The sequence below is a fragment of the Paenibacillus favisporus genome (genome assembly GCF_040545415.1).
GTDB lineage: Bacteria > Bacillota > Bacilli > Paenibacillales > Paenibacillaceae > Paenibacillus_AQ > Paenibacillus_AQ favisporus.
The window spans coordinates 393,980-407,948 of the sequence record NZ_JBEPLV010000001.1 but is presented as its reverse complement, the minus strand read 5'-3'; the positions used below and the strand labels follow the sequence as shown (position 1 = coordinate 407,948).

Annotated in this window: 10 protein-coding genes and 1 other annotated feature (1 of these 11 only partly in view); of the genes, 3 read left to right on the top strand and 7 right to left on the bottom strand. The window is 53.8% G+C overall.

Annotated features, from left to right (window positions below):
• Positions 1 to 180, bottom strand: a binding site (T-box leader) (it extends 85 nt beyond the left edge of the window).
• A gap of 148 nt (positions 181 to 328) precedes the next feature.
• Complete coding sequence (locus ABID47_RS01925; RefSeq protein WP_354494733.1) at positions 329 to 3,445, top strand: transglycosylase domain-containing protein; 3,117 nt, start codon at positions 329 to 331, stop codon at positions 3,443 to 3,445.
• A 204-nt stretch (positions 3,446 to 3,649) separates the two neighbouring features.
• Here ABID47_RS01925 and acsA read toward each other — a convergent pair whose 3' ends face one another.
• Positions 3,650 to 5,374 carry an acetate--CoA ligase gene (gene acsA / locus ABID47_RS01920; RefSeq protein ID WP_105444570.1) on the bottom strand — a complete coding sequence of 575 codons (1,725 nt, stop codon included), beginning with the start codon at positions 5,372 to 5,374 and terminating at the stop codon, positions 3,650 to 3,652.
• Positions 5,375 to 5,657: 283 nt separating this feature from the next.
• On the opposite strand from acsA, the gene ABID47_RS01915 reads away from it, so the two are divergent.
• Complete coding sequence (locus ABID47_RS01915; protein WP_354494732.1) at positions 5,658 to 6,290, top strand: GNAT family N-acetyltransferase; 633 nt, start codon at positions 5,658 to 5,660, stop codon at positions 6,288 to 6,290.
• 177 nt (positions 6,291 to 6,467) lie between these two features.
• On the opposite strand, the gene ABID47_RS01910 is transcribed toward ABID47_RS01915, so the two are convergent.
• The 4 genes from ABID47_RS01910 to ABID47_RS01895 all read right to left on the bottom strand — a co-directional run bounded on the left by ABID47_RS01910 (position 6,468) and on the right by ABID47_RS01895 (position 9,241).
• A complete protein-coding gene (locus tag ABID47_RS01910) occupies positions 6,468 to 7,166 on the bottom strand; it encodes a 5'-methylthioadenosine/adenosylhomocysteine nucleosidase (protein ID WP_116229577.1) in 699 nt (232 codons plus the stop codon).
• A gap of 205 nt (positions 7,167 to 7,371) precedes the next feature.
• Positions 7,372 to 8,385, bottom strand: a complete 1,014-nt coding sequence (gene ccpA / locus ABID47_RS01905; RefSeq protein WP_076169906.1) for a catabolite control protein A — start codon at positions 8,383 to 8,385, stop codon at positions 7,372 to 7,374.
• 90 nt (positions 8,386 to 8,475) lie between these two features.
• On the bottom strand, positions 8,476 to 8,823 hold the full coding sequence (gene ytxJ / locus ABID47_RS01900) for a bacillithiol system redox-active protein YtxJ (protein ID WP_076169905.1): 348 nt from the start codon (positions 8,821 to 8,823) through the stop codon (positions 8,476 to 8,478).
• A gap of 112 nt (positions 8,824 to 8,935) precedes the next feature.
• On the bottom strand, positions 8,936 to 9,241 hold the full coding sequence (locus tag ABID47_RS01895; protein ID WP_144025411.1) for a hypothetical protein: 306 nt from the start codon (positions 9,239 to 9,241) through the stop codon (positions 8,936 to 8,938).
• Positions 9,242 to 9,593: 352 nt separating this feature from the next.
• Between ABID47_RS01895 and ABID47_RS01890 the strand changes: the two genes are divergently transcribed.
• Positions 9,594 to 10,118 carry a type 1 glutamine amidotransferase domain-containing protein gene (locus ABID47_RS01890; protein ID WP_354494731.1) on the top strand — a complete coding sequence of 175 codons (525 nt, stop codon included), beginning with the start codon at positions 9,594 to 9,596 and terminating at the stop codon, positions 10,116 to 10,118.
• Between the two features lie 107 nt (positions 10,119 to 10,225).
• Here ABID47_RS01890 and ptsP read toward each other — a convergent pair whose 3' ends face one another.
• Both ptsP and ABID47_RS01880 read right to left on the bottom strand, forming a co-directional pair.
• A complete protein-coding gene (ptsP, locus tag ABID47_RS01885) occupies positions 10,226 to 12,004 on the bottom strand; it encodes a phosphoenolpyruvate--protein phosphotransferase (RefSeq protein WP_354494730.1) in 1,779 nt (592 codons plus the stop codon).
• Positions 12,001 to 13,887 (bottom strand): glucose PTS transporter subunit IIA, encoded by a 1,887-nt coding sequence (locus ABID47_RS01880; RefSeq protein ID WP_354494728.1) that lies wholly within the window; start codon positions 13,885 to 13,887, stop codon positions 12,001 to 12,003. The genes ptsP and ABID47_RS01880 overlap by 4 nt, the downstream gene beginning before the upstream one ends.
• Between the last annotated feature and the right edge of the window lie 82 nt (positions 13,888 to 13,969).

The following is a 13,969-nucleotide window of genomic DNA, read 5'->3' as shown; positions in this document are numbered from 1 at the left end:
CACTTCATTACGATAACGGACTGCCAGGTCCGGTGCCAGACTACTTACGCTCCTGGTAACGTGTGTTCCTCCGGACGGCTCAAGACGGTAATTCAAAGGGAGAGGCTGCCGGTTTGCACCACCCACCGGCTCTCTGATCAGCCCAGGCTCCCTTCTACTGGAGTCTTTCTTTGCCTTTTGACGATATGTTCTTTTTGGATTAACCCTATTTATACCACACACCCGAAAAAAGTCAATGATTGCCATCCATTTGGCCACGATTCGATCTCTGCATTCAAAATACGCAATTTATGCTATAATAGTTCCGTCAAAAGGAGGATAGCCACGAATGGTTGAAGATAACAAACAAAAGCCGGAAGAGCAGACCGCTCCGAAAAAACGGTCCTACGGCCGCATCATCGGCCTTACCGCGATGTGGACGCTGGTCGTCATCGTTATGGGAGCACTGTTCGCCGGCGGTACGGCAGCCGGGTACCTCACTTCCATCGTGAAGGATGATCCGGTCCGTTCCAGGGCATTGATTGACCAGAAGATGAGCGAGAACTCCATTACGGGATTCGCCTACTTCCGTGACGGCACCCCCATCGGACAGCTTCGGACCGATGAGGACAGACGCCCCGTGGAGTATAAGCAGATACCGCCCATCGTCATCGACGCCGTCGTATCGATTGAAGACAATAACTTTTTTACACATAAGGGTGTTGACATCAAGGGCACGCTCCGTGCCGTCAAACAGAAGCTTCTGCATGAATCCGTGCAGACCGGAGGAAGCACGCTCACCCAGCAGCTGGCCAGACGCGTATTCCTGAACCTGGACAAAACGGAAGACCGGAAATTCAAGGAAATTTTGCTCGCGCTCCGGCTCGAGCGATTTATGACGAAAGAAGAAATTTTAACGGCATACTTAAACAAGGTTCCGTTCGGCAACGGATCCAGCGGCTACAATCTGTACGGTATTCAGGCCGCAGCCAAAGGCATTTTTAATATTAGTGATCTCAGTAAATTGAACGTCGCCGAGGCGGCTTATTTGGCCGGTCTTCCTCAGCTGCCTTCCAGATATTCGGCCTTCAACGGCAAAGGCGAGTTTAACGAAGCCAACTTTAAGCGCGCCATCGACCGGCAGCATCTGGTGCTCCGGCGGATGCTTGAGGAGAACAAAATCACGGAAGCCCAGTATAAGGAAGCGCTCGCTTTCGACATTCGCAAGCAACTGGCTCCCCATGTGGAGAAGGCATATGCCACCTTCCCTTATCTGATGATGGAAACGGAGCGTCAAGGCGCCCAAATCATCATGCAGCTGAATGAGCAGGCGGAAGGCAAGGTTCCCGGGGACGATGCGAAGCAAGACGGCGACCTGCTTGAAGAAGCCCGGCAGCAGCTCAGCACGGGTGGGTATCGGATCTATACTACCATTGATAAAAAGGTGTACAATTCGATGCATAAAATCGCCGAAGATGACAGCAACTTCTCCCCTGACAGCAAAACCAAGGGGGCCGAGCAAACGGCGGCCATGATGATCAACAACAAGACCGGCGCCATTCTCGGTATGATCGAGGGCCGTGATTTTAACAAAGAACAGATGAACTATGCGACCCAGATGATCCGCCAGCCAGGATCGACGATGAAGCCGATTGCGGCTTACCTGCCGGCGATGGAGTCCGGCGCAATTCAACCGGCAAGCGTGGTTGACGATTCGCCGATCATTTTGCCGGACTGGCAAAAAGGGTATCATATTCCCAAAAACTCAACTTCGGGATATAAAGGATTGATGACGGCGCGCTCCGCACTCAACAATTCCGTGAATACGGTCGCGCTTAAACTATACAATAACGTTGTCGGAATCCAGAACGCCTGGAGCTTTGCCAAGAAGCTCGGGATCACGACCCTGCAACCGGATGATTATGGTGCAAAGACCGGCGTGCTGGGCGGCCTCGTTTACGGTGTGACGGTTGAAGAGCTGACCAATGCTTACAGCGCAATTGCGAACAACGGCCAGTTTAACGACGCCTACATGATCGAGAAAATCACCGACTCCAAAGGCAACATCGTGTATCAGCACGAAGCCAAGCCGGTGCAGGCTTTTTCCAAGCAGACGGCCTATCTGATGACCGACATGCTGCGGACCGTCATCACCGAAGGAACCGGCGATGTCGTCCGAAAAAATTACAAGCATTTTAAAACCGTGCCGATCGTCGGCAAAACGGGAACGACCCAGAATTACGGCGACGTCTGGTTTATGGGCTATTCCCCTGACGTGACACTTGGCGTCTGGGCAGGCTATAAAGAACAAAAGAACACTTTGACCACCAAGGCGGCGAAGAAACGCGCCCAGTCGATCTGGACCCTCGTGATGAACGAGGTGATCGACAGAGAACCGGAGCTATTCAAGACTTCGAAGTTCGATAAACCGGACGGCATCGTAACCAAGACGGTGTCCGCCTACAGCGGCAAATTGCCGACATCGCTCACGGACCGGTTCGTAACCGACATTTTCAACAGCAAATACGTTCCGACGGAAAGCGACGACGGCATCGCCAAAGAGAAGTACATTACCTACAACGGCGTAAACTATATCCCGCAGGATGGTACGCCGGATGACATGCTCAAGGAGAAGGTCGTCGTCAAACGGGAAAAACCGATTTCCGAGCTGATCAAAGAGCTGGAGAACGCGTTTGCTAAAATGAAGGGCGGCCACAAAGCGCTGTCATACTACATCCCGAGGGATGCCAACAGCGACATGCCGACCAAGATCGATCCGCGCGTAGACGACGGCGCCGCACCGGCTGCCCCATCGAACGCTTCGATCTCGTGGAACGGCAGCAAGGCCGTCATCTCCTTCAGCCCTACCGGACAATCCGATGTCGTCGGCTACCGGCTGTACCGCTCGGATAACGGTGGCTCCTACCGGAGACAGGCCAGCCTTCTCGTCGGAGAAGGGTCATCCTTTACGAGCGCTGCGAGCGGCGGATCCAGCTTCTATGTCACGGCCGTGGACGTGGCCGGCAAGGAGTCCGCACCGAGCATGACCGTCGGCCTTGGCGGCGGATTGACCAACATTATCGGAGGCACGGACGATCCGTCCGGGGAACAAGGACAAAACGACGGGCAGGACAATCCGGACGACGGTGCGGCATCTGGAGAGACACCGGGAACGGAACAGGCGCCTCAGACGGCCCCAGCCGCTCCTAGCGGGCTTCAAATGGCTGCTACGGAGACCGGAATCCAATTCCAGTGGACCGCCGCAGGAGCCCAGGAAATGGTCACAGAGTACGATGTTTATTACAGCACGAATCCGAACGGTCCGTATGTCAAATTAGGCACCAGCACGGAGCCTGGCTTATCGTACACCACATCGACTCCAATCAAAGGTTACTTCTTCGTATCTGCGGTAAATAGCGCAGGCGAATCACCAAAATCGCCGGGCGCCTACTTTGAGAAAAAGTAATGGACCTGGCAAGCAGTTACAGCATCACAAGAGGCAATCCCGGTATGGGATTGCCTCTTTTATTGTATAGAGCGGTTTATCAGAAAAATCGGGATAACGAAAACAGCCGGCTGTCAGGGTATAACCCTGGGCAACCGGCTGTCCTGTTATTCTGTTTACGGCGTTATCCCTTACCGTTAGCCAAGATAACGCTAGATTCTGTGCTTAGTCTTCAATTGTGGACAAATCGCCTGTTGGAAGGTTTAACTCCCACGCCTTCAGCACGCGCCGCATAATTTTACCGGAACGCGTCTTCGGCAGTTTATCCTTGAACTCAATTTCGCGCGGTGCAGCATGGGCCGACAATCCCTCTTTGACGAAGCGGTAGATCTCGTCCTTAAGCTCCTGCGACTCGGTGTAACCTTCGCGAAGCGAAATAAACGCCTTGATGATTTCGCCTCTCGTCGCATCCGGCTTGCCGATGACGCCGGCTTCTGCAACCGCCGGGTGCTCGACAAGCTTGCTCTCGACTTCGAACGGTCCGATCCGCTCGCCGGACGAGTTGATGACATCGTCGATCCGGCCTTGGAACCAGAAGTAACCTTCTTCGTCCATGTATGCCGAGTCCCCGGAAATATACCAGCCGGGAATTCTGAAATACTCCTGATACTTGGCCGGGTTTTTCCAAATCTGGTTCATCATCGACGGCCAAGGGGCCTTGATAGCCAGATTGCCCATTGTATATGGAGCCACTTCCTTACCGTTGTCGTCCAGGATAGCGGCCTCGATCCCTGGAAGCGGACGTCCCATAGAGCCAGGCTTGATGGCCATGGAAGGATAGTTACAGATCAGCTGCCCGCCCGTTTCGGTCATCCACCATGTATCGTGAATGCGCTGCCCGTATACCTTCTCGCCCCAGCGGACGACTTCAGGGTTCAGCGGCTCGCCAACGGACAGAACGTGGCGGAGGCTGCTGAGGTCAAACTGGGAAATCACATCGGCCCCGGCCCCCATCAGCATCCGGAAAGCGGTCGGTGCGCTGTACCACACCGTGACTTTGTATTTATCAATCGTGCCGTACCAATCCTGCGGACTGAAGCGTCCGCCGCGGATGACATTGGTTACCCCGTTCAGCCAAGGGGCAAAAATGCCGTACGATGTCCCTGTTACCCAGCCCGGGTCAGCCGTACACCAATAGGTATCGTCTTCCCGAAGATCAAGGACGATCCGGCCCGTATAGTAATGCTGAATCATCGCATTCTGAACGTGGTATACGCCCTTCGGCTTGCCGGTGGAACCGGAAGTATAATGAATAATCAATCCGTCGCTGCGGTCCAGCCATTCGATCTGCAGGTCCGCAGGCGCTTCGTTCATTTCCTGCTTATAATCAATAATGCTGTCGTCCGTCTGTACATTGTCGCCAACGACGAAAATATGCTTCAAGTCGGGAAGCTCATCCTTCTTGACGCGCCCAAGCAGCTGCGGCGTCGTAATCAGGGCGACGGCCCCGCTGTCTTCGAGCCGATCCTTGACGGCCGTCTCCATAAACGCTTCAAAGAGCGGTCCAACGACGGCTCCCACTTTCAAAATACCCATGAGGGAGAAATAAAGCTCCGGACTCCGCGGCATAAAAATAAACACCCGGTCTCCCTTACCGATACCGTATTTGCGCAGCACGTTACCGAATTTGTCGGACTGCTCCTTCATCTCCGCGAAGGTATACGACTCGTCACGTGAAGCATCGCTGTACAGGAGCGCCGTCTTCGATCCGCGTCCTTCCGCCACATGGCGGTCAATTGCCTCGTAAGCCATATTTACCTTGCCTGTGTCATACCAGGTGAAATGTTTCTCCACATCTTCCCATTGAAACTCGGAACGAGCCTGTTCATAATCGCCCATATTGGATGATGAAACCACGCTCGGCAAGATTTCATTGTGAATTTGATCCATACTTTCATCCTCCCTCTGTTCTCCCATGCTAGGGCAGCGCTTACAATCTTGTATGAGTTCATGCCAATAGATTGACACCATACACATCATGACTTGATTTACGAGAGTTTTGAATGATTGCTGAAAGGGTATAGCATACAGGTTAAGCACTTACGGAAACAGCAAAAAATGTGACTAATTTATGTCAGAGATATTATAGCACAGGATGTATGCCCCTGCCATTCCCTTTTCATTTATTTGTTTTTTTGCTATAAGTAGGTTAGAAGCAGAAAGGAGCGTCCAGATGGAACACCTCAAACTGTATCATGTCCATCCGCTGTCCCGCGAGGACCGCTGCCTGATTGTCGAAGGTCCCGTACTACCGGGGAGGCTCGCGGAGCTTACGATGCATCCGGATCTCGACGCTTTCCGCAGGCCGGCCGAGCAGCACAAGGCGTTGATCGAAATCGCCGGTCTTCCGGAAGGGAGAATCATCATTACCCGGGATGAAAACGTGATCGTCGGCTATGTCACCTTCCATTACCCGGACGAGCAGGAACGCTGGTCGCAGGGCCATATGGCCGACCTGATCGAGCTGGGAGCGATTGAGGTGGCCAACAGCTACCGTTCGCTGGGACTCGGGCAGAAAATGATCACAACCGCTTTTGAAGGCGGCCAAATGGAGCCCTACATTGTCTTTACGACCGAGTACTATTGGCATTGGGACCTCAAATCCAGCGGCCTCAGCGTATGGGACTATCGCAAAATGATGGAGCGGCTGATGAAAGTCGTGGACATGGTATGGTACGCCACCGACGATCCGGAGATCTGTTCCCATCCGGCCAACTGCCTTATGGTCCGCATCGGCCGGGACGTTCCGCTGTCCTCCAAGGAACAGTTTGACCGGATCCGTTTCCAGCAGCGATTTATGTATTAACCATATACACAATGTTTCGGAGATGGCCTTTGCCATATGCCGGACAAGCCGAAAAAATCCCCGGTCTCCCGGAAGAGGGACAAAGCGAGCCGATCATCGTGCGGCTCCATCCTCTCTTCAAGGGACTGGGGATTTTTAGTTAGATTCCAATCGTTTCGATGCTTGTCGAGCCGTCGGCTACAACCGCTGCACCATGTAATCCAGAATCGCATGGGAGCGGCGTGACGACGCTACCGTAAATTCGGCAAAATTGGCATGTGCCGAACCGTCGGCCTTGTCGGACATCGACCGGATCACAACAAACGGCACGCCGTTCATATAGCAGACTTGGGCTACGGCAGAGCCTTCCATTTCGACACAGGCTCCTTCCATATGCTCATAAAACCAGGCTACCTGATCGACGTTCGCGATAAACTGGTCCCCCGAGAGAACCCGTCCCACCTTGCAGTTGACCTCTCCGAGAGCCTGGCAAGCTTCCTGTGCCAAAGCGATGAGACTTGCGTCCGCCTTGAACTCCGATACTTCCTGGTAAGGGATTACGCCACGTGCGTATCCGAGCGGGCTGACATCCATATCATGCTGCACGCAGTCCGACGAAATGACGATATCGCCGATGTTCAGTTCCGGATGAACGGCTCCGGCCACACCGGTAAACAGCACTTTGCCGACGCCAAACTGGTCGATCAAAATTTGCGTCGTTACCGCCGCATTGACTTTGCCCACGCCGGATTTGCAAACGATAACCGGCTTGCCTCTGTATGTACCCCGGGCATATTTGACGCCCGCTTTCGTGACCGTCTCCGCCCCTTCCATCCCGGCAAGAAGCAGTTCCACTTCCTCATCCATGGCTCCGATGATTCCTATCATTTCTGGCATGTCATCTTCAATCCTTTCAAGCGGTCAGTTCTCGATGATGCTGGCTTGTGCAAAAATATGATTTCGGACGATAAGGCCTTCATTGGCTATGAAAACAGGCACATGGCTGTATCGTATCTGTTAAGAGCCGCACATCCCAAAAAAAGCTCCCCGAAGGAGCTTTTTTCACGAGTATTCAACCTTTTTCATATTTGGATATGTCTATTTATTCCTCGTTCACATGACTTACGGAGAGCCGCAAAATCGTTTCGTGAGGAAGAATGACCCGAGGGTTGTCCACATTTTCTTTCTTCATCAGCTTGGTCAAAAGACGCATCGCTACCGCACCCAAATCGTACATTGGCTGCGCTACAGTCGTCAGCTGCGGACGAACCATCGAAGCCATGCGGATGTTATCCACACTGATGATCGAGAAGTCATCGGGAACCTTCAGACCTTCGTCTTGAATGCTGTGAATGGCGCCGATCGCCATCTCGTCGGTGGCCGCAAAGATCGCCGTAGGCTTCTTCTTCAGCCCGAGGAAATACTTCATCGCTTCCACACCGGATTCATACCGGTAGTTGCCGATGCGAACCAAGTCTTCCTGATACTCGATGCCGGCAGCTTCCAGCGCTCTCTTGTAGCCTTGGAAACGGGCATAGCCGTTCGCCGGGTCCTGGAGCGTTCCGCTGATCATGGCAATGTCCCGGTGACCGTGACGAATCAGCGTATTTACCGCGTCAAAGGCGGCCGCCTCATGATCGATATCCACGGAAGGATAAATGCCGTTCTCGTCGCGCGTCGCACAGAGCACGATCGGCACAGCCGAAGTCTGGAAAGCCTGAATATGCTCGTCCGTTACGGTTCCGCCCATGAAGAGCAGCCCGTCCACCTGCTTCTCAAGCAGCGTGTTGATGACGCGAATTTCCTTGTCTTTTCTCTTGTCAGCGTTACACAAAATGATATTGTAGTGGTACATGTTGGCGATATCTTCGATACCCCGAGCGATCTCCGCAAAAATGGAGTTGGATATGTCCGGAATCACGACACCTACGGTTGTCGTTTTCTTGCTGGCAAGTCCTCTTGCCACCGCGTTCGGACGATATCCTAAACGTTCAATTGCTTCATATACTTTCTTCCGGGTCTGAGGCTTCACGTTCGGATTGTTGTTGACAACCCGCGATACCGTGGCCATCGATACGCCTGCTTCACGCGCCACATCGTAAATGGTTACCGTCAAATTCCTTCTCTCCATTGCAAATAAATTTTCATTCGTCAACCCATTAAACTCAATGATACGACAAAATTTTGCATTGTGCAATGATTACACTTACAGCTGTTGCAAATGCTCTTTAATCACTTCAGAAGTAATATGAGAATGAGACGTATGCCAGATGGGCGCCTGATTTTGAACCAGAATAACCTGAGGCGATTCATGCTGCACCCCAAGACGATCCGCCGCTTCCATCGATACCGGACGGTCTTCGACAACATGGATCAGACCATACTGTACGGCTTCATTCGGCTGATCTTCCAAGTAAGACATCATTTCCCGATACGCACCGGCGCTGATCGGGCAGCGTGTACTGTGCTTAAACAGCAGCAGAGGCTTATCTGTGGAGGCTTCCAATGCGGATTGCAGCTGATCGCTAGTAGTCAGTTTAGTCATTGTCGCCATTTGATATACATCCCCTTTTTTCGATTCAAATCCTGAATCTATCGTATCAAAAAGCTCGTGAAAAATCCAACATACCTAGCGAAAAACCCGAAAAAATGCAGTAAAACGTAAATCAGGCGTAAAATTGGTTCAATTCAGGCAGCATCGCCGACAGCTGGGACAGCCGCTCCCGGATATTTTCCACCCATTCGTGGTCCTCCGTCTGTTCGGCAAAGCTGTATAAGTCCAGAAGCAGATTGATACGGTCCCTGACCTCGGTTTCAATCTGCAGCTCCAAATCTTCGCGGGACAGGCTGTCGGGACGCAAGAACACCTCGCGAACCATTCCTGCCAGCTCATGGTGGTCTGCCAAAGAAAAGCTTCGACGGGAGGGACGCTCCCCGAGCGTCTCGACGCATTTCTTCAGCACCGGTCTCATGCATGGCAGCAGTTCATAATTCGAACAATCGTCACAAGCAAGCACCGGAACATGCCGTATGATTACATTACGGGTATACATCACCGTGCGAAGGTCAAGTCTAAGGACTTCCCCACATTTACATTTTGATCCCATATTTCCACCCCATATATCTTTTTACATCTTTATATAGTCATTGTAAAAATCGTCGTTCCCTTCGTATTCGCCCTGCCCGCGCTGGATTCCTTCCTCTCTTGCCCACCTGTTTTATTTACCAAACGGCCCATCCCTTTCTTGTAAAGCATGATTGTTCTATTCATTTTTGTTACACTGGAAACATAGGGACATTTACTCAGGAGGGAGCATGCTGAACATGAGATTAGCCGGAAAGAAGGTCATTGCGCTCGTCGATGACCAGTTTGAAGACTTGGAGCTGTGGTATCCCGTATACCGGGTGAGGGAGGAAGGCGCCGAGGTGCACCTGGTCGGGGACAGGAAGGGACATACCTACATCGGCAAATATGGCGTTCCTGCCGTATCGGACTATTCGTTTGATGAAGTGGACAGCCGGGATTACGACGGCATTTTGGTGCCCGGCGGCTGGGCGCCGGACAAGCTGCGCCGCTACGGAAAGGTGCTGCAGCTCGTGCGGGAAATGCACGAGGACCGCAAGCCGATCGGGCAAATCTGCCATGCAGGCTGGGTGCTGGTCTCAGCTAAAATTTTGCAGGGCGTTACCGTGACCTCCACTCCGGGCATCCGGGACGACATGGAGAACGCCGGCGCGATCTGGAAGGACGAGGCGGTCGTCACTGACGGACATATCGTGTCCGCTCGCCGCCCGCCGGATCTTCCGCCTTACGGCAAAGCCTTCTGTGATGCGCTTGCGGGGCAATAAGCAGCAAGCCATAGGCAGTCAGCCGGGTCAAAAAAAGAGCCTGACCGTCCACTTGGTGGATCGGCCGGCTCTTTTTCTATATTATGCGGCAATGGCAACACAGGAGGTCAGGAAGCGTTGCTGCCCTTTTCGCCCCGAGGCTGATTCACGCTTTCGTTATTTGCGCAGGCAGGCTCGGCAAATTCGGTCAGCAGGCGTTCGATTTCGACGCTGCTCTTCAACTGGTAGCATGTCTGCGCCGTCCGCTTCGCATCGGAAGCCGTCGTGTTAAGTATCCGATGCTTCAGCTTCAGCAAGGACTGGATCGACATGCTCAGATGGTCCACGCCCAGCTCCAGCCAGATCGGTACCGAGCGTTCATCGCCGGCCATTTCGCCGCACACGCTGACGGGAATGCCCGCCCGGTGCGCGGCTTCCACCGTCGTGCGCAGCATCCGCAGAATCGCCGGATGGAACGGATGATACATATGGGCGATTTGCTCGTTCATCCGGTCAACTGCCAATACGTACTGCACGAGATCGTTCGTGCCGATGCTGAAGAAGTCGCATTCTTCCGCGAGCAGATCAGCGATGATGACTGCGGCGGGAATCTCGATCATGATGCCGACCGGGATGTCCTTGTCGTAAGCGATGCCCCTTGCGTCAAGATCGGCCATGGCCCGATGCAGCACTTCATTGGCTTGTCTGATTTCGTCGACTGATGAAATCATCGGGTACATAATTTTGACCCTGCCGAACGCGCTCGCCCGAAGAATAGCGGTCAGCTGCGTCTGAAAAAGTTCCTGGCGGTCAAGGCTGATCCGGATCGCCCGGTAGCCTAGAACCGGGTTATCCTCATCCGGCAGCGCAAAATAATCCAGCTGCTTGTCGCCGCCGATGTCGAGCGTGCGGATCACCGCCCCAAGCTCACCCACTTGCTGGGCTACCTGGCGGTACACCTCAAACTGTTCCTCTTCGCTCGGAAACGTGCTGCGGTCCATGTACAAAAATTCCGTCCGGAACAGCCCTACGCCATTGGCGCCGTATTTCAAGGCCGATTCCACTTCTTTGGCGGAGCTGATGTTCGCGGCAAGGTGAAGCTCGCAGCCGTCCTTCGTGATCGCTTCGACAGCAGCCAGCAGCTCCAGCTGCTCCTTCTTCGCCAGCTGGCGCTCCCGGATCCGCACATATTCTTCCACGAGCGCATCGTCCGGATTGAGATACAGCGCCCCGGTGTCCCCGTCTATGACCAGCAAATCCCCGGTCTGGATCGGATCCTTCAGCTTGTTCTCCAGCCCCGCAACGAGCGGGATACCGAGAGCCCGCGCCATGATGGCCGAATGGGACGTCTTCCCGCCGACCATCGTCACGATGCCGAGCACATGGGAAGGATTCAAATGCGCCAGCTGGGACGGGGACAGCTCCTTGGCAACGAGGATATACGGCTGGGTATCCGCAGGCAGCGTAATCTCCGGCGCACCGAGCAGATGCTTGAGCAGGCGGTTGCCGACATCCTTGATGTCCATCGCCCGCTCCTTCATGTATTCGTCATCCAGCAGGTCGAACATCGTGACAAAATGATCGATCGCCTCTTTTACCGCGACCTCGGCCGCTTTATACTGGCGCTCAATGACGCCTTGAATTTCATTCATGAACACCGGATCGTCCAGGATGGCCAAATGGGCGTCAAAAATGCTCGACTCCTCTTCCCCGACCATATCCCTGAACTCGTTTTTAATAAACTCAATCTCATTTTTGGAGGTGCGTATCCCCTCATACAGCCGTTCAAATTCGTTGGCCAGATCTACTGCGTCGATCCCGGTCTCGGGCAGGTCCCATTCCCAGTTCGGCAGTACAAATGCTTTTCCAATCGCTACCCCGGCAGATGCACCGATGCCTTGTATCATGATTCCAAACCTCCAACATTTCTGTCGTGTAATACTACGGACATAACCGACGTCTGCCCCTTCTTGACGGCTTTGAACGGAGCGAAGCTCCATGACTTAACGCGGTCCGGGTTGGTGATCACCATCGGCGTGGCAAGCGATGAAGCATGACTTCGGATATAGTTGATATCAAATTTAACCAGCAGCTGGCCGGGCTCCACCGCGTCTCCTTCTTGCACGACCGCGGTAAAATGCCCGCCCTTGAGCTGGGACGTATCGATGCCGATGTGAAGCAGCACCTCGAGTCCTTCCGGTGTCGAGATCCCGATGGCATGCATCGTCGGGTACAGGTGCATGATCGTCCCGTATACCGGGGACACGAGCTCCCCTTTCTCCGGCATGAACGCCACCCCGTCTCCCACCAGCTTCGCGGCGAAAATATGATCGGGCACTTCTTCGATCGGGATCATTTTCCCTTGGACCGGCGCGCTGAACAGCACCTGCGGCAAATCCCGGTGCAGCAGCTTGTTCACTTCCTCGCGGATCAGCTCCGAATAGGTGCCGAATACGACCTGCACGTTGCCGCCGCCGAGCTTGATTAGCCCCGCGGAGCCGAGCAGCTTCAGCGCATTGCCGTCGATCATGCGGTCGTTCTTGACCGTCAGCCGCAGCCGGGTGATGCAGGATTCCACCTGAACGATGTTGTCCTTGCCCCCGAGCGCTTCCAGAATGAGCGGCGCCTGATAAGGGATGTTGCCTGCCCAGTCCTCCAGCGTGGAGCCTTCCTCGCGTCCGGGCGTCGGTATTTGAAACCTCCGAATGGCCCAGCGGAACAGAAAATAGTACACAAGGCCGTATCCGAGCCCGATCGGAATAATCAGAAGCGCGTTATGCGACAGATGGAAGTTCAGCAGGTAATCGATCGCCCCTGCGGAATAGGAAAACCCGTGATGAATATCGAGCGCATACGTAATCCACATCGCGATCCCCGACAGGATCGAATGCAGGATGAACAAATAAGGCGCTGCGAACAAGAAGGCAAACTCGATCTGTTCCGACACCCCGGTCAAAAAGCAGACCAAGGCCGCCGTCAAAAACGTCTTCTTGACCTTCGGCTTCAGGTCTTCCCGCGCTTCCTGGATGATCGCCAAGGCGATGCCCGGCAGTGCGAACATCATAATAGGGAACAGTCCGGCCATGAATGTACCAGCGGTCGGATCCCCTGCAAAATAACGCGGCAAATCCCCTTGCACAATGCTGCCCGACGGGGTTTTGTAGGTTCCCAGCTGGAACCAGAAAACATTGTTGAGCAGATGATGAAGGCCGAACGCCGTCAGGATCCGGTACAAAATGCCGTATAAAAACAGACCGAATCCGCCCATATGCGCCATGAGCATGGTCAGCTCGTTCAGCGCCTTCTGCAGCAGCGGAGCGATAAAGACCATCACCCACGAAAACAGGGCGGAGAACAGCCCCATAAACAAAAGCACGAAGCGCGAGCCGCCAAAAAACTGGACAATCTCAGGCAGCTTGATATGTTTATACCGGTTATAGGCAGAGCCGGCGATCATGCCGAAAATGATGCCGATCAGCGTGGAAGGCTGAATGCCACCATTACCCAGATGCCTCGTAATTTGATCATAGATAAACATCCCGGCAAGAGCCCCAAGGCCAGCCGGTCCCGCCTGGTTCGCCAGACCCCAGGCCACTCCTACCGCAAACAGATACGGGAGGAAATAAAAAATACCCTGTCCTGCCCAAGTGCACACCTCTGCGACGCCCGGCAGCCCCCAGGCTGCCCATGGCAGACTGCCGACACACAGCAGTATGGCGGCCGACGGCAGAACCATCGTAGGCAGCATCACTGCTCTGCCGAGCTGCTGCAGCGATCCAAGCCAGTTCAAGACATGCACTCTCCTCTCAACAACACACACATATTTAAAATGGTACGCGTTGTTCAACTTTTTGTCAAAAAGAAAAAAGGAC